General features: G+C 70.4%; 14 protein-coding genes. 3 read left to right on the forward strand and 11 right to left on the reverse strand.

What is annotated here, in order from left to right; genetic code table 11:
- Window positions 1-47: 47 nt before the first annotated feature.
- The 3 genes from ACESM1_RS00515 to ACESM1_RS00525 form a co-directional block, all read right to left on the reverse strand.
- Entirely contained in the window at window positions 48-821 is a 774-nt protein-coding gene (locus ACESM1_RS00515; protein ID WP_372616783.1) for an alpha/beta hydrolase family protein, read from the reverse strand.
- Between the two features lie 64 nt (window positions 822-885).
- Entirely contained in the window at window positions 886-1689 is an 804-nt protein-coding gene (locus tag ACESM1_RS00520) for a class I SAM-dependent methyltransferase (protein WP_372616784.1), read from the reverse strand.
- Between the two features lie 177 nt (window positions 1690-1866).
- Window positions 1867-3666 (reverse strand): FG-GAP repeat domain-containing protein, encoded by a 1800-nt coding sequence (locus tag ACESM1_RS00525; RefSeq protein ID WP_372616785.1) that lies wholly within the window; start codon window positions 3664-3666, stop codon window positions 1867-1869.
- Between the two features lie 122 nt (window positions 3667-3788).
- Here ACESM1_RS00525 and ACESM1_RS00530 point away from each other — a divergent pair, with 122 nt between their 5' ends.
- The 3 genes from ACESM1_RS00530 (at window position 3789) to ACESM1_RS00540 (ending at window position 7881) form a co-directional block, all read left to right on the forward strand.
- The gene (locus ACESM1_RS00530) at window positions 3789-5843 is read left to right on the forward strand and encodes an NAD(+) synthase (protein ID WP_372616786.1); all 2055 of its coding nucleotides are present in this window, start codon (window positions 3789-3791) and stop codon (window positions 5841-5843) included.
- A 69-nt stretch (window positions 5844-5912) separates the two neighbouring features.
- A complete protein-coding gene (locus tag ACESM1_RS00535; RefSeq protein ID WP_372616787.1) occupies window positions 5913-7307 on the forward strand; it encodes a leucyl aminopeptidase family protein in 1395 nt (464 codons plus the stop codon).
- 172 nt (window positions 7308-7479) lie between these two features.
- Complete coding sequence (locus ACESM1_RS00540) at window positions 7480-7881, forward strand: MarR family transcriptional regulator (protein WP_372616788.1); 402 nt, start codon at window positions 7480-7482, stop codon at window positions 7879-7881.
- Between the two features lie 18 nt (window positions 7882-7899).
- Here ACESM1_RS00540 and ACESM1_RS00545 read toward each other — a convergent pair whose 3' ends face one another.
- From ACESM1_RS00545 to ACESM1_RS00580, 8 genes are read right to left on the reverse strand one after another with little or no spacing between them, the layout of a single operon-like run.
- Window positions 7900-8832 (reverse strand): 2-hydroxyacid dehydrogenase, encoded by a 933-nt coding sequence (locus ACESM1_RS00545; protein WP_372616789.1) that lies wholly within the window; start codon window positions 8830-8832, stop codon window positions 7900-7902.
- Window positions 8832-9296 (reverse strand): hypothetical protein, encoded by a 465-nt coding sequence (locus ACESM1_RS00550; RefSeq protein ID WP_372616790.1) that lies wholly within the window; start codon window positions 9294-9296, stop codon window positions 8832-8834. Before ACESM1_RS00550 ends, ACESM1_RS00545 begins: the two co-directional genes overlap by 1 nt.
- Window positions 9293-10903 carry an ABC transporter ATP-binding protein gene (locus ACESM1_RS00555; protein ID WP_372616791.1) on the reverse strand — a complete coding sequence of 537 codons (1611 nt, stop codon included), beginning with the start codon at window positions 10901-10903 and terminating at the stop codon, window positions 9293-9295. The genes ACESM1_RS00550 and ACESM1_RS00555 overlap by 4 nt, the downstream gene beginning before the upstream one ends.
- 34 nt (window positions 10904-10937) lie before the next feature.
- The gene (locus ACESM1_RS00560) at window positions 10938-11972 is read right to left on the reverse strand and encodes an ABC transporter permease (protein ID WP_372616792.1); all 1035 of its coding nucleotides are present in this window, start codon (window positions 11970-11972) and stop codon (window positions 10938-10940) included.
- On the reverse strand, window positions 11969-13087 hold the full coding sequence (locus ACESM1_RS00565; RefSeq protein WP_372616793.1) for a microcin C ABC transporter permease YejB: 1119 nt from the start codon (window positions 13085-13087) through the stop codon (window positions 11969-11971). The genes ACESM1_RS00560 and ACESM1_RS00565 overlap by 4 nt, the downstream gene beginning before the upstream one ends.
- Window positions 13088-13096: 9 nt before the next feature.
- Window positions 13097-14953 (reverse strand): extracellular solute-binding protein, encoded by a 1857-nt coding sequence (locus ACESM1_RS00570; protein ID WP_372616794.1) that lies wholly within the window; start codon window positions 14951-14953, stop codon window positions 13097-13099.
- Between the two features lie 45 nt (window positions 14954-14998).
- The gene (gene hisN, locus ACESM1_RS00575; protein WP_372616795.1) at window positions 14999-15781 is read right to left on the reverse strand and encodes a histidinol-phosphatase; all 783 of its coding nucleotides are present in this window, start codon (window positions 15779-15781) and stop codon (window positions 14999-15001) included.
- 10 nt (window positions 15782-15791) lie between these two features.
- A complete protein-coding gene (locus ACESM1_RS00580; protein ID WP_372616796.1) occupies window positions 15792-16328 on the reverse strand; it encodes a c-type cytochrome in 537 nt (178 codons plus the stop codon).
- Window positions 16329-16372 lie beyond the last annotated feature (44 nt).

Consider the following 16372-nt stretch of genomic DNA (forward strand, 5'->3'; position numbering starts at 1 on the left):
CCCTCGGCCACCTGCGCCGCGACCTTCAGGCGCCACTGCGCAGAACGCTACGGCGCCGGATATCCCATCTGTTCCAGCGCCGCGCGGATGCGAAACTCGTGCGCCATGTCCCACTCGACATAGGTCAGGGCACAGGCCGGGCATGCACGCGCGATATGGTCGCGGGCCGCCTGCGCATGGGACGGGTAGGTCGTGGTGTCCCGGCTGCCGGCATTGAGCCAGATGCGCAGCGGCGGCCGGATGCCATCGAGAGCGACGGACGGCGAACGCGCCGCGTATGCGCGATCTGATGGGCCGGCCGGACCTCGCCCGAAGCAGCCGATCATGTCCTGCTGGAACTCACCCCCGTTCGTGGCTTCCCTGAACCACTGCGCCAGGTCGTAGATCGGCAGCCAGACACCCGCGGATGACACCAGGCCAGGGCGGCTGCCGAGGAAGACCAGGGCGACGTAGGCGCCACCGGAGAAGCCAAGCAGGTCAACGACCGCGATGCCGGTGCGCCTGACGCTCTCCTTCAGGACCTGTTCGATCCGGGAGATCGCGTCCTCGGACGCGCAGGCGCGCGGCGTCCGGTTCGGTCCGTTGAAGTTCGGTGCGACGACACACGCATCCTCGAGCGCCCGGAATTCCGGGAAGGCAGCCGCCTGCCTGTGGTCCGCGGACCAGGAGTGGAGGAACAGGAGTATCCGGGTCGGCCGCGTGCCGCACCGCGCCAGATAGGGCTCGTCGCCGATCCGCTGCTCCTCGAAGTCCCGGCCGTAGGTCGCCGCGTCGGCGATCGCGCGTGCCGGGACAAGGCAGGCGAGGGAAGCCAGCAGCAAGGCTGCCGCCGCTCCCATCCGTCGCGCCAGGCGCAGCCGTATCCTCCCGACGGGCGGCATCACGTCAGGCCGGCTTTCGCACGATGAAGCGATCCATGAGCTTGTTGTAGCCGCCGGGCTGGTAGTCCTCGATCTCGAAGAACTCGGACGCCATCTGCTGCGCAAGCCGCGCGCTGATGAGCGAGGCGGATTTGTAGTGCCCCTCGCGCTCGACATGCACCCAGCCATGCGCCTCGTAGTGGGCAAGATGCTCGGCGCCGGTCACGCGCTTCGCGGCGATGATGGCATCGCCCTGCACGGTCAGCAGGGCACGGCCGCCGGGACGCATGACGCGCCGCAGTTCGGCATACCAGAGGGGGTGCTTCGGCGGGTCGATGTGCGTCAGCACCGAGAAGGAGAAGACCTGGCCGAAGAAGCCGTCCTCGTAGGGCAGCGGCGGCTCGTCCGCGCAGGGGCGGGCGTTGGCGATCCCCTGCGCATTGAGCCAAGCGATCGCCGCCCGGTCCACGTCGCAGCCGTGCCACCAGCGCGCCCAACTGCCGACCGGGTGGAGCCAGTTGAGCGTGCGGCCGCTGCCACACCCCCAGTCGAGCACGGGGAAACCCGGGTCGTCGCCGAATACGCTGCGCACAAGTGCTGCGGATCCGTGCCCCTGGAAAAGGAAGTTGGCACGGGTCGTGCGGGTTCCGACGTTGAGGCGAAGCGCCTCGGGTGGGAGTTCGCGGAAACGGGTCACAGGCAGGCCCATGACGACCTGCTCGAGCCGGTGCGTGTCCAGCTCAAGTGCCTGGTACTCGCCGCTGAGCGATCTCAGCTCGCGCGTCAGATCGGCAACGCGGCGGGCACGGTCCTCAAGCTTCGCCTCCATCGACCGCATGCGGCGAAGCTCGGCGGCGTCCGCGGCCGCCGCAGGCGGCCCATGCACAGCCCGTGGCTGCTTGCGATCGAGAAGGGCCGTCAGCCGCGAGACAAACTTCCGCATGCGGCCCTTTCTGGCCTGGGACACGGCTTTCGCAAAGCCGTAATCGACGGCCGGCTCCCTTCACTAGAGTCCGAATATGCCGTCTCCGCTGGGCGCCAGGGAACTCCATACGCCGGAGTTGCCGAACCCGACGACGTCTGCGCGCCCGTCGCCGTTCATGTCCGCCATCTGGCGCGGGAAGCTGTCCTGGCCGGTCCAGGCGCCCGCCTCCGCACCGAACTGCCTGATCAGCAACCGCAGCCCACCGAAGGTGCCATCCGCGTTCTGGAGCGACGCCCACACGCCGGAATCCCCAAAGCCGATGATATCGGTGCGCCCGTCGCCGTTCACGTCCGCCAGCTGGCGTGGGTGACGATCGAAACTGGTCCAGCCACCAGCCTCCGCGCCGAACTGTCGGATCAGCAGGCGCAGGCCGCTGAAGCTGCCATCGGCGTTCTGGGTCGATACCCAGGCGCCGGAATCGCCGAAGCCGACGATGTCGGCCAGGCCATCGCCGTTCATGTCCGCCAGCAGGCGCGGGTGGCGATCGAAGCTGGTCCAGTTTCCCGCTTCCGCGCCAAACTGTCGGATCAGCAGGCGCAGGCCGCTGAAGCTGCCATCGGCGTTCTGGGTGGACACCCAGGCGCCGGAATCGCCGAAGCCGACGATGTCGGCCAGGCCATCGCCGTTCATGTCCGCCAGCTGTCGCGGGTGACGATCGAAACTGGTCCAGCCACCAGCCTCCGCGCCGAACTGTCGGATCAGCAGGCGCAAGCCGCTGAAGCTGCCATCGGCGTTCTGGGTGGACACCCAGGCGCCGGAATCGCCGAAGCCGACGATGTCGGCCAGGCCATCGCCGCTCATGTCCGCCAGCTGGCGTGGGTGACGATCGAAACTGGTCCAGCCCCCGGCCTCCGCGCCGAACTGGGAGATCAGCTTCCGCAAGCCGCTGAAGCTGCCATCGGCGTTCTGGGTCGATACCCAGGCGCCGGAATCGCCGAAGCCGACGATGTCGGCCAGGCCATCGCCGTTCATGTCCGCCAGCTGGCGCGGGTAGCGGTCATAGCTCGTCCAGTTGCCGGCCTCCGCACCGAACTGGGAGATCAGCTTCCGCAAGCTGCTGAAGCCTTGCCCATCCGCCTGCAGGCCGCCGCCCTGCCCGACAGGCGCCCAGGCCGTGTCGTTCCAGACCCGGTCGATTTCGCTGCCGAGACCGGCCGTTCCCGTCACGCCGATGCCCCCGCTTTCGACGGGCAGATCGCGCCCCACCGTGGCATCGAAGTAGCGGGTGGTGCGGATCTCGCCGGCCGCCGCTCCCGGATTCGCCTCGGCGGGCAGCGCCGCCTTCGCGGTGATCTGATAGCTCCCGAAGGGCGTCGCGAAGGTGTCGCCGGTGCCGTAGCTCAGCGCTTCGGCGACCAGGGTGCCGTGCAACCGGTCGCCGCTGTTCGCTTCGAACACCCAGGTGAAGAGGGCCAGCGCCGGCGACCCGACCTGGTCGGCGCCGCCGCGCCCGAAGTTCACCCAGGCCGCGCCGTCCCACGCCGCGTCGAGCTCCGAGCCGAGACCGGCCAGCCCGACCGGTACCCCCGGCCCGGCGCGGGTGGCCAGGAAGGGGCCGGTGGAATCGCGGTACCACTCCACCCGCACCTGGCCCTCCGCCAGGCCGAGCGGCGAGAGGTCCGTGCCGCGCTCCTCCTCGGTGGTGATGAGGTAGTGGCCGTGCGCGGTGAAGATGGTGTCGCCGGCGACGTAGCGGGCGCTGTCCTCCACCAGCCAGCCGCCCCAGCTGTCCCCGGTGCTCGCCTGGAAGACCCAGGTGAAGATGCTGTCGGGAAGCTGGTCCGCGCTGGTCGCGCCGGTGGTCGGGATCGGGGTCGCCATTGCTCCCAAGGTCGCTTGCGGGGGGTGATGCCGTTCCCCAAGCTACAGGAGCCGGGTAAAGCCGAGGTAAGCGGCGCCGCCGACCGACCCGGCGGAGCGCATCAGCGGGAGACGCAGCGGCCTTGACCGCCTTCCACAACATCCACGCCCATGGCTTCGTCCGGGCCGCCGCCTGTGCGCCGCGGCTGCGCGTCGCCGACCCCGCCTTCAACGCGGGCGAGACGCTGGCCATGGCGCGCCGCGCGGCGGAGGCCGGCGCCTCGCTGGTGCTGTTCCCGGAGCTCGGCCTATCGGCCTACGCCATCGACGACCTGCTGCAGCAATCCGCCCTGCTGGAGGCGGTGGAGCAGGCGGTGGCGGGGCTGCTGGACGCCTCGCGCGAGCTTGCGCCGGTGCTGTTCGTCGGTGCGCCGGTGCGGGCGGGCGGGCGGCTCTACAACACGGCGCTGGCCATCCATCGCGGCCGGCTGCTGGCCGCCTTCCCCAAGAGCTACCTGCCCAGCTACCGGGAATTCTACGAGAAGCGGCACTTCGCCACCGGCGCCGGCAGCGTGCCGCCCACGCTGCGCCTGGCCGGCCAGGAAGCGCCCTTCGGCACCGACATCCTGCTGCGCGCCCAGGACCTGCCCGACCTCGTGATCCATGCCGAGATCTGCGAGGATGTCTGGGCTCCCGTCCCGCCCTCCACCGCCGCGGCGCTGGCCGGCGCGACGGTGCTGCTGAACCTCTCGGCCAGCAACGTCACCGTCGGCAAGTCCGCCTATCGCCACGCGCTGTGCCAGGTGCATTCGGCGCGTTGCATCGCCGCCTACCTCTATTCGGCGGCCGGGCAGGGGGAGAGCACGACGGACCTCGCCTGGGACGGCCAGGCCATGATCTACGAGAACGGCGCCCTGCTGGCCGAGGCCGAGCGCTTCGCCGCCGAGCCGCCGCTGATCCTCGCCGACCTCGACCTGGAGCGCATCCAGCAGGAGCGGCTGCGCCAGACCAGCTTCGGCGACGCTGCCGATTTCCACCCGCCGAAGCGCCCCTTCCGGGAGGTTTCCTTCACCCTGGCGGCGGATCGCGAGAGCGACCTCGGCCTGAAGCGCGAGGTGCCGCGCTTCCCCTTCGTGCCGGACGATGACGCCCGCCTCTCGGAACTCTGCTACGAGGCCTACAACATCCAGTCGCACGGGCTTCGCCAGCGGCTGGAGGCGACCGGGATCAAGCGCATCGTCATCGGCGTCTCGGGCGGGCTGGATTCGACGCAGGCGCTGCTGGTTGCGGCGCATGCCTTCGACCGGCTTGGCCGGCCGCGCAGCGACATCCTGGCCTATACGCTGCCCGCCTTCGCGACCAGCGACCGCACCAAGGCCAATGCCTGGAAGCTGATGCGCGCGCTCGGCGTGACCGCGGCCGAGATCGACATGACGCCGGCCTGCATGCAGATGCTGCGTGACATCGGCCACCCCTTCGCGGAGGGGAAGCCGGTCCACGACATCACCTTCGAGAATGTTCAGGCCGGTGCCCGCTCTTCGGCGCTGTTCCGGCTCGCCAACCAGCACGACGCCATCGTGCTGGGCACCGGCGACCTGTCGGAGCTGGCGCTGGGCTGGGCCACCTATGGCGTGGGCGACCACATGTCGCACTACAACGTCAATGGCAGCGTGCCGAAGACGCTGATCCAGCACCTGATCCGCTGGGTCGCGGAGGAGGAGGTGTTCGGCACCGCGGCGAAGCCCGTGCTGCTCGACATCCTGGCCACCGAGATCTCGCCGGAGCTGGTGCCCGGCGACGGGACGGATGGCCCGGCGCAGAAGACCGAGGATTTCGTCGGCCCCTATGCACTGCAGGATTTCACCCTGTTCCACGTCACCCGCCACGGCTTCCGGCCCTCCAAGGTGGCGTTCCTCGCCTGGCACGCCTGGCACGATGCCGCCGCCGGCGCCTGGCCGCCGCACACCCCGCCCGAGAAGCGCCTGGCCTATGACCTGCCGACCATCGCGAAGTGGCTGCGGGTCTTCGTCCGGCGCTTCTTCGCCACCAGCCAGTTCAAGCGCTCCGCCCTGCCCAACGGGCCGAAGGTGAGCTCCGGCGGCTCGCTCTCGCCGCGCGGGGACTGGCGGGCGCCGAGCGACGCTTCCGCGGAGACCTGGCTTGCCGAGCTGGCGCGGATTCCCGCCCCACCGGGCTGACCTGCGCAGCCGGCACGGCTCGGCCTGTCGGCGAGTGCCACGGCAAACGTTACTTACCCAGGAACCGCCATGTTCGATTGCCTCGCCACCCCCGGAACCCCCGCGCCGACGCTGCACGCGGTCGCGCCGGAGGGTCTCGACGCCCTGCTCGCCCGGCTGACGGCGCCGCAGGCGGCCTTCCTGCGCGCCTCGGGCTTCACCGCCCAGGCGCAGGAGCTTCGCCTGCTGCCCGGCGACGAGGGCATCGCCGGCGCGGTGCTCGGCCTCGGCGCCGATGCGACGGAGGCCGCCAGCCCCTGGGCCTTCGGCGCCGCCCCCTTCGCGCTACCGGACGGCACCACCTGGATGATCGAGGGGGCGCCGGATCCGCAGGCCGCGGTGCTCGGCTGGTGCCTCGGTGCCTATCGCTTCCGGATGCTGAAGTCGGAGCAGGGGCGTGCCCCTGCCCGGCTGGTGCCGCCGGCCGGGACCGAGGCGGCGCAGCAACGTGCGGCGGCGATCCGTCGGGGGCGGGACCTCGTCAACCTGCCCGCCAGCCACCTCGGCCCGGCAGAGCTGGCGGAGGCGGTGCGTGAGCTCGGCGCGGCGCATGGCGCGACGGTGGAGATCATCGAGGGTGCGGCGCTGGCCGAGGGTTTCCCGGCGGTGCAGGCGGTGGGCGGCGGCTCGCCACGCGCGCCGCGCGTCGCCGTGCTGCGCTGGGAGGGCGCGAAGGACGGGCCGCTGCTGGCACTCTGCGGCAAGGGGGTCTGCTTCGACACCGGCGGGCTCGACCTCAAGCCGTCGGCGGCGATGTTGCGGATGAAGAAGGACATGGGCGGCGCGGCGGCGACCATCGCCGCGGCCGAGATGCTGATGGCGGCCCGCGCGCCCATCCGGCTGCTGCTGCTGGTCGGCGCGGTGGAGAACGCCGTTTCCGGCACCGCCTTCCGCCCGATGGACGTGATCCGCACCCGCAAGGGCCTCACCGTCGAGATCGGCAACACCGATGCCGAGGGCAGGCTGGTGCTGGCGGACCTGCTCACCTTCGCTGCCGAGTCGCAGCCGGCGCTGGTGGTGGACTGCGCGACGCTGACCGGTGCGGCGCGCGTCGCGCTCGGGCCGGACCTGCCGGCGCTGTTCTGCGATGATGATGATCTGGGGAATGCGTTGCTCCAGGCAGGGTTGCAAAGCAACGATCCCCTCTGGCGGCTTCCATTACAAAAAAGCTATATTTCCTGGCTGGACAGTTCGGTTGCCGACCTGAACAACGTTTCTTCCAAGCCCATGGCGGGGGCTATCGTGGCGGCGCTCTTCCTTCGGCGTTTCGTGCCGGAGGGCCTGCGCTGGGCGCATCTCGATCTCTATGCGTGGAACGATCAGTCCCGCCCGGGGCGCCCGGAAGGCGGAGAGGTGCAGGGGGCGCAGGCCATTGTCGCGGCCGCCCTCAGCCTTTTTTCCGGCGGCCACAACGCGACACGGTAACAAAGCCAAGATGAAACGGGAACTTTCTGGGTCAAGCCGCTCTCCAAGAGGTGCTTCGCGCGAGGACCATTCACGCAACGCCGCATCGCAGAGGCGCGCCAAGGGACGATCCGGAGCCAAGGCGAAGCCGGAATCGGGCAACCGGGAGAGCGCCCAGGAAGGATTTGAGACCATGGCGACGCAGACCAACCCGGATGTGCTGGTCGGCATTCTCAGGGACACGGTTGTAGCCCTCGTACGCCGCGACGGGCCGGACCTTTCGGCCCGGCAGCTCGGCGTGTTCCTGACCGTCTACCTAACCGACGGGCCGCACACCGTGCGCGGCCTGGCGGCGGAACTGAACGTTTCCAAGCCGGCGATCACCCGCGCGCTCGACCGGTTGGGCGAACTTGACCTCGCCCGGCGCAAGGTGGACCCGATGGACCGCCGCAGCGTGCTGGTGCAGCGCACCCTGAAGGGCGCCGGCTTCCTGCGCGACATGCGCAGCATCATGGCCGGCGCCGAGCAGGCCGCGCGGGAGAACCCGCCGACCACCGAGGCCGGCGATGCCAGCTCCCCCCGCAAGGTGGGGTGAACCGGACTCGCCGCCGGCTCAGTAGCCGGCGGCGAAGTCCACCAGGTTGAGCAGCGGCTGCCCCGCCCGGGCACGGTGGATGTTTTCCACCACCTGGGGGGCGGCACTGGCGGGGATGGTGATGCTGGCGGCATGCGGGGTCATCACCACCCGCGCATGGGACCAGTAGGGGCGGCCTGGCGGCAGCGGCTCGGGCTCGAACACGTCGAGCGCGGCACCGGCCACCTGGCCGCTGTCGAGCGCGGCCAGCAGGTCTGCATCCACCACATGCCCGCCGCGGGCGCCGTTGATAAGGAAGGCACCGCGGGGCAGCAGGCCGAGCAGCCGCGCATTCACGATGCCGCGCGTCGCCGCCGTCAGCGGCAGCAGGCAGACGAGGATGTCGGAGCGAGCGGCCATCGCGGGCAGGCCCGCATCGCCGTGGAAGCCCTCCACGCCGTCCAGGGCGCGTGGCCGACGGGTCCAGCCCATCACGGGGAAGCCGAGGCCGCGCAGCAGCCCTGCCGCATGGGTGCCGAGCTCGCCGAGGCCAAGGATGCCGATGCGGCGCTCCGCGGTGACCGGCGCGGGCAGCTCCAGCCAGGTCCGGTCGCGTTGCAGGGCGCGGTATTCCAGGTCCTGGCGGTGGAACCGCAGCACGTTCAGCAGCACCCACTCGCCCATCTGGCTGGTCAGCATCCGGTCCACCAAGCGGGCAACCGGAATGCCCGGCGGCGGCCCCGGCGGGCGGAACAGGTGGTCCACGCCGGCGCCCATCGAGACGATCAGCCGGAGGTTCGGGTAGCGCCGCAGCTCCGCCATGTCATGCGCGGTCCAGACCACCGCCGCCTCGATATCGGCCGGCTCGCCGGCATCGGGGAACAGGCGGATCTCGAGCGTGGGGTCGAGCGCCAGCAACGCGTCGCGCCACATCTCCATCGCCGCCGCCTTGGTGGAGAGCAGCACGGCCATCAGGCGGCATCCTTGATCGGGGTTGTGGCAGTCTCGCGCGCGACGAGGCGGACGAAGCCGCGCCAATCGTCGCGGCGCGTGGCGGCAAGCTTCCGGCCGTCCGGCAGCTCGGTGTAAAGGCTCAGCACGCCCTTCGCCCACAGCGCGTCGAAATGCGCGTCCGATTGCAGCGCAAAGAGCATGGTGCGATCGAACACGCCGTCCTTCACCTTCGGCTGCACCCGGGTCAGCCACCACCAGCAGCCGGCCACCAGGATCGCGCCGCCGAGGTAGTAGTGCACCCAGGCGGTGGCCGCGAAGGAGGTGACGAGGATCAGCCCTGCCGGCCACACATTCTCCCAGGTGCGGTACACCGGGCTGCCCGGCGAGTTCATCTTGCGGATATGCACGCCGAGCTTCAGCTGCTGCCCCTCCAGCAGCGCCCGCATGATCGCGAGCGGCGGTGCCGGCTCCTCCGCGTTCACATCCGCACCTCGCCATTGGCGGTGGCGGCGAGTTCGAAGGCGGCGGCCATCAATGCGCGGGTATAGGCCTGGCGCGGCGCGCCGATCACCGCCTCGGTCTCGCCTTCCTCCACCACCTTGCCATCCTTCAGCACCACCACCCGATGCGCCATCGCGCGCACCACGCGGAGGTCGTGCGAGATGAACAGATAGGCCAGGCGGTGCTTCGCCTGCAGCTCGCGCAGCAGCTCCACCACCTGCGCCTGCACGCTGACATCGAGTGCGCTGGTCGGCTCGTCCAGCACCACCAGCCGCGGCTTGAGCACCAACGCGCGGGCGATGGCGATGCGCTGGCGCTGGCCGCCGGAGAATTCATGCGGGTAGCGGTCGGCCATCGCCGGCTCCAGGCCCACCTCCTCCAGCGCGGCGGCGACGCGGGCGGCACGCTCCGTGGCGGAGAGGCGCTCATGCACGGCCAGGCCTTCGCCGACGATCTCGCCCACCGTCATGCGTGGCGAGAGCGCACCGTAGGGGTCCTGGAAGACGATCTGCATCCGCGCGCGCAGCGGCCGGAGCGTGGCGCGGTCCAGGCCCTGGATGTCGCGGCCCTCGAAGCGGATCGCGCCCTCGCTCTGCTCCAGCCGCAGCATCGCCAGGCCGAGCGTGGTCTTGCCGCTGCCGCTCTCGCCCACCAGGCCGATCGTCTCGCCCTCGCGGATCTGCACGGAAACGCCGTCCACCGCGCGCACCTCGCCGACCACGCGGCGCAGCAGGCCGCGGCGGATGGCGAAGTGCACCTTCACCTCGCGGCCTTCCAGCACCACGGGTGCAGTCGGCTGCACCGGCGCGGGGCGGCCGCGCGGCTCGGTGGCCAGCAGCATCTTCGTGTAGTCGTGCCGCGGGTCGGCGAAGACCTCGCTGACCTTGCCCTGCTCCACCGCGCGGCCCTGGCGCATGACCACGACGCGGTCGGCATGGCGGCGGACGATCTGCAGGTCGTGGGTGATCAGCAGCATCGCCATGTTCAGCGTGCGCTTGAGATGCGCCAGCAGCTCCAGGATCTGCGCCTGGATCGTCACGTCGAGCGCGGTGGTCGGCTCGTCGGCGATCAGCAGAGCGGGGTCGTTGGCGAGCGCTGCGGCGATCATCACCCGCTGGCGCTGGCCGCCTGAGAGCTGGTGCGGATAGGCGCCGAGCCGGTCCTCCGCCTGCGGGAAGCCGGCGCGGCGGAGCAGCTCGATGACCCGCCCGCGCAGCGCCTCGCCCTGCATCGGGCGGTGCAGCGTGACCGCTTCGCTCACCTGGCGGCCCACCGTGTGCAGCGGGTTGAGCGAGGTCATCGGCTCCTGGAAGACCATGCCGGCGACGCCGCCGCGCAGCCGGCGCAATTCCTCGCCCTCGGCGCGCAGCACATCGGTGCCGTCGAGGATGATGCGTCCGTCCGGGTTGCTGCCGGCGCCGGGCAGCAGGCGCAGGCAGGACAGCGCCGTCACCGACTTGCCGCTGCCACTCTCGCCGACCAGCGCGACCGTCTCGCCGCGGTCCACGGTGAAGGAGACGCCGTGCACCACCTGCGTGCCGCGGAAGGCGACGGAGAGATTCTCGACCGTGAGGATGTGCTTGCTCATCGCCCGCCATCCTCCACCGCAGCGCTCGGCGGCCTCATCGGCCGCCTCCCGGCAACTTGCGCGGGTCGAAGGCGTCGCGCACGGCCTCGCCGACGAAGATCAGCAGCGTCAGCACGCCGCCGAGCACGATGAAGGCGGTGATGCCGAGCCAGGGCGCCTGCAGGTTGTTCTTGCCCTGCGCCACCAACTCGCCCAGCGAGGGCGACCCGGGCGGCAGGCCGAAGCCGAGGAAGTCCAGCGAGGCCAGCACCGTGACCGAGCCCGACAGGATGAAGGGCAGGAAGGTGAGCGTGGCCACCATCGCATTCGGCAGGATGTGGCGCCACATCACGGTGGTGTCGCCGACGCCCATCGCCTTCGCCGCGCGGACATAATCGTAGTTGCGCCCGCGCAGGAACTCCGCCCGCACCACGCCGGTCAGGCCCATCCAGGAGAACAGCAGGAGGAAGACCAGCAGCGTCCAGAAGCTGGGCTCGATCACGCTGGCCAGGATGATCAGCAGGTAGAGCTGCGGCATGCCCGACCAGACCTCGATGAACCGTTGGAAGCCGAGATCCACCCAGCCGCCGTAATAGCCCTGCACCGCGCCGGCGGCGACGCCGAGGATGGAGCTGACGATGGTCAGCGAGAAGCCGAACAGCACGGAGATGCGGAAGCCGTAGATCACCCGCGCCAGCACGTCGCGGCTCTGGTCGTCCGTGCCGAGCCAATTCTTCGAGGAGGGCGGCGCCGGGCTCGGTCGGCCCAGGTCGCGCACCACCGTGTCGTGCTTGTAGGGGATGAGCGGCCAGACGGCCCAGCCGCCACGTTCCTGGAACTCCTCGCGCAGCGTCGGGTCCTTCCAGTCCATGCTGATCGGCAGGCCATCGGGAATGACATCGCTCTCCGCATACCCGACCAGCACGGGGAACAGCCAGCGATCGTCCACGCGGGCGACGATCGGCTTGTCGTTGGCCAGGAACTCGGCGAACAGCGTCAGCAGGAAGAGGACAAGGAAGATCCAGAGCGACCAGAAGCCGCGCCTGTTGGCCTTGAAGTTCGCCAGCCGCCGCTGGTTGATCGGCGTCATCGGCGGGCTTCGAAGTCGATGCGGGGATCGATGACGGTGTACATCAGGTCGCCCACGATCTGCATCAGCAGCCCGAGCAGCGTGAAGATGTAGAGGGACGCGAACATGATCGGGTAGTCGCGGCGGATTGCCGCCTCGAAACCCAGCAGCCCGAGCCCGTCCAGTGAGAAGATGATCTCCACCAGCAGGGCGCCGGTGAACAGGATGCCGATGAAGGCCGAGGGGAAGCCCGCGATGATCAGCAGCATCGCGTTGCGGAAGACGTGCCCGTACAGCACCCGCGTCTCGCCGTTTCCCTTCGCCCGCGCGGTGATGACGTACTGCTTGCCGATCTCGTCGAGAAAGCTGTTCTTGGTCAGCATGGTCAGGCCCGCGAAGCCGCCGATCACCAGCGCCAGTGTCGGCAGCGTCATGTGCCAGAAATAATCCCCCACACGCTGCCAGAAGGGCCACAGCTCGCTGCCCGGGGATGAAAGGCCGCGCAGCGGGAACCACTGGAAGAAGGAACCGCCGGCGAACAGCACCACCAGCAGGATCGCGAAGAGGAATCCCGGCACCGCATAGCCCACCAGCACCACGCCGCTGGTGGCCACGTCGAAGCGGCTGCCGTCCTTCACCGCCTTGCGGATGCCGAGCGGGATGGAGACCAGGTAGATGATCAGCGTGGACCACAGGCCGAGGCTGACCGAGACCGGCATCTTCTCGATGATGAGGTCCACCACCGGCCGGTCCTGGAACAGGCTGCGGCCGAAATCGAAGGTCAGATAGCCGCCGAGCATCTCGAGGAAGCGCTCATGCGCCGGCTTGTCGAAGCCGAACATGCGCTCGATCTCGGCGACGATGTTGGGGTCGAGCCCGCGCGCGCCGCGATAGGTGCCGACCGGGCCATCGCCGCCACCGGCAGCGGCACCGGGTCCGGGGCCGCCGGGCTGGCGCGTCTCGCCGCCGCCCTCGCCGGTCAGGCGGCCGAGCGTCTGCCCCTCGCCGCGCAGCTCGGCGAGCATCTGCTCGACCGGGCCACCGGGGGCGAACTGCACGACGGCGAAGTTGATCAGGATGATGCCGAGCAGCGTCGGCACCACCAGGATCAGACGGCGGAGGATATAGGCGGCCACAGGCGCGCTTTAGAGGTTGCGGCGCGCTTCCGCCAGCGCCTGCTCTCGCCGCGGGTCGATCCACCAGGTGTCGAGGCCGAGGCCATAGCGGGGGTTCCGCACCGGGCGGCCGAACTTGTCCCAGTACGCGATGCGGAAGCTCTGGATATGCCAGTGCGGGATCATGAAGTGGTTCCACAGCAGCACGCGGTCCAGCGCGCGGGTGCGGGCCACGAGCTCCTCCCGGTCCGGGGCGTTCACCACCAGCTCCACCAGTTCGTCGATCGCGGGGTCGCAGATGCCGGCGACGTTCTGGCTGCCCTGCTCGCGCGCCTTCTCGCAGGTGAAGAAGTCGCGCTGCTCGTTGCCCGGCGAGAGGCTCTGGCCGATGCTCTCGATCGTCATGTCGTAGTCGAAGGCATCGATGCGGGTCTGGTACTGCGCCGGGTCCACGGTGCGCACGTTCACGCGCATGCCGATGCGCTCCAGCGCCTGCACATAGGGCAGGGCCACGCGCTCGAAGGTCGGGCCCTGGATCAGGATCTCGAACTCGAAGGGCCGGCCCTGGGCGTCGACCAGGCGACGGTCCTGCACACGCCAGCCGGCCTCCTGCAGCAGAGTCAGCGCGCGGCGCAGCCCGGCGCGGTTGTTGCCGGAGCCGTCGGTCTTCGGCAGCGTGTATTCGGTGGTGAAGACCTCCTCCGGGATGCGGCCGCGGAACTGCTCCAGGATCTCCTTCTCGCGCCCCTGCGGCAGGCCGGAGGAGGCGAGCTCGGAGTTGGAGAAGTAGGAGCTGGTGCGGGTGTAGGCGCCGTAGAACAGGTTGGCGTTCATCCACTCGAAGTCGAACAGCTCGGTCAGCGCGCGGCGGACGCGGGCATCCTGGAACAGCGGGCGCCGCAGGTTCACCGCGAAGGCCTGCATGCCGGTGGGGATCTGGTGCCGGATCTCGTCGAGCTTCACCAGGCCGCGGCGGCGGGCGGGGAAGTCGTAGGCGGTGGCCCAGTCGCGCGCGACATTCTCGGTGCGGAAGTCGATCTGCCCGGCCTTGAAGGCCTCCAGCGCCACGGTGGTGTCGCGGAAGTATTCATAGCGGTAGGCGCCGAAATTCTGCGTGCCCTTGCAGCTCGGGATGTCCTTCGCCCACCAGTCGGCGACGCGGTCATAGACCACGCTCCGCCCGGCATCGAAGCGCGAGATCCGGTAGGCACCGGAGCCGAGCGGCGGATCGAGCAGCGGGCGGGCGAAGTCCCGCCCCTCCCACCAATGCTTCGGCAGTACCGGCATCTGGCCGAGGATCAGCGCCAGTTCGCGGTTGTCGTTGTTGCGGAACTTGAAGGTCACGCGCCGCTCGGTCTCGGCCACCGCCTCCGTCACGTCGCCCCAATAGGCGCGGTAGAAGGGGCGGCCGTGCTGGCGCAGCGTGTCGAAGGTCCAGACCACGTCGGCGGCGGTGACCGGCTTGCCGTCATGCCAGCGGGCGTTCGGGTTCAGCTCGAAGGTCACGCCCATGCGGTCGGCGGGCAGCTCGATCCACTGCGCGAGGTAGGGGTATTCGGCGGAGGCCTCGTCGGCGCTGGCCTTCAGCAGCGTGTCGTAGATCAGCGTGACGCCGACCGCTGCGGTGCCGCGCAGGATGAAGGGGTTGAAGCTGTCGAAGCTGCCGAGTGCGGTCAGCGCGATTTCGCCGCCCTTGGGCGCCTCCGGGTTCACCCAGGGGAAATGCGGGAAATCCGCCGGCAGCGCCGGTTCCCCCAGCAGGGAGAGGGCGTGGGTGCGGATCGCCTCGCCGGGCGCGGCGGAGCCGCCGGCCGGAGTGGCGGCGCGGAGGCCCATCGGCGCGAGACCGAGGGCGGCGGAGAGCGAGAGCAGGTCACGGCGAAGCATGGGCGACAATTAGGGGGTGCGACGGGGCGCCCGCAACCGGCGTGGTCAGCCCGAAAGGATCTTTGAAACCCGCGGCAGCAAGGCCGGGTCCCCAACCGCGAGGATGGTGCCGTCCCCGTCGAGGCGGAGCGGCTTCCCCGCCCAGTCGGTGCAGCGCCCGCCGGCGCCCTCCACCACCGGGACCAGCGCGGCCCAGTCCCAGGGCTTCATCGTCGCCTCCACCACCACGTCCAGCAGGCCGAGGGCGAGCAGGCCATAGGCATAGCAGTCGCCCCCCCAGCTGGTCCGCCGCGCCGCCGCCTTCACCGCGGCGAAGCGGGCGGCGGCGAGCGGGTCGAACATGTCGGGCGAGGTGCAGGACAGCTCGGCATCCGCCAGGTCGGGGCAGGCCCGGCAACCGGCTGTGCCACCGAGGGGCGAGCGGAAGCGCGTGGGCTGGCCCGCGATGCCGATCCAGCGCTCCCCGCTCGCCGGCTGGTCGATGATGCCGAGCACCGGGGTGCCGCGGTGCAGCAAGCCGATGAGCGTGCCGAACAGCGGCCGGCCGGTGACGAAGGCCCGCGTGCCGTCGATCGGGTCGAGCACCCAGACCCATTCGGCCTCCGTGCGCTCCTCGCCATATTCCTCGCCGATCACCCCGTGACGGGGCAGGCGGTCGGCGAGCAGGGCGCGGATGGCGCGCTCGGCAGCGCGGTCGGCCTCGGTGACGGGGCTGGCGTCGCCCTTGGCCTCGACCAGCAGGGCGGAGCGGAACAGCGGGCGAATCGCGGCGCCGGCGACATCCGCCGCTTCCTCCGCGACCGCGAGGAAGTCGGTCGGCTGCGTCACGGGCGGCGCGTCAGGGCAGCGGCTGCGGGTTGGCGTCCAGCGAGCGCAGGTAGGCAATGACGTTGGCGCGCTGCTGCGGGTCGCGGATGCCGGCGAAGGCCATGCGCGTGCCCGGCATGGCGGCGGCGGGCCGCTGCAGGAAGGCGTTCAGCGCCTCGTAGTCCCAGGGCTTGTCGGCCAGGGCGCGGTTGGCCTGGCTGTAGTTGAAGCCCTCCACCCGCGCATGGTTGGCGCCGACGATGCCCCAGAGGTTCGGGCCGACGCCGTTGTTCCCGCCCTCGGTGAAGGTATGGCAGGAGGCGCAGAGGCGCTGCGCCATCTGGCGGCCGGCGGCGGCGTCGGCGCTGGCCAGCAGCGGCCCGATCGGCTCCACCGTCGGGCCGGCCGGGGTGGCGGGCTGCTCGGCCGCCGGCGGCTCGCCGGTGGCGATCGCAGCGGTGTGCAGCCGCGGCGCGGAGACGAGGAACTCACCCACCAGGCCCGCGACCATGAAGGTGATCCCGGCGGTGAGCACCGCGGCGGCTGTCTTGTTGAATTCCAGACTCATCCCGGAATCGATCCTTCCCGAACCGCGACACCATCGCGGCAATG

The organism is Falsiroseomonas sp. (genome assembly GCF_041690465.1).
Lineage (GTDB): Bacteria > Pseudomonadota > Alphaproteobacteria > Acetobacterales > Acetobacteraceae > Falsiroseomonas.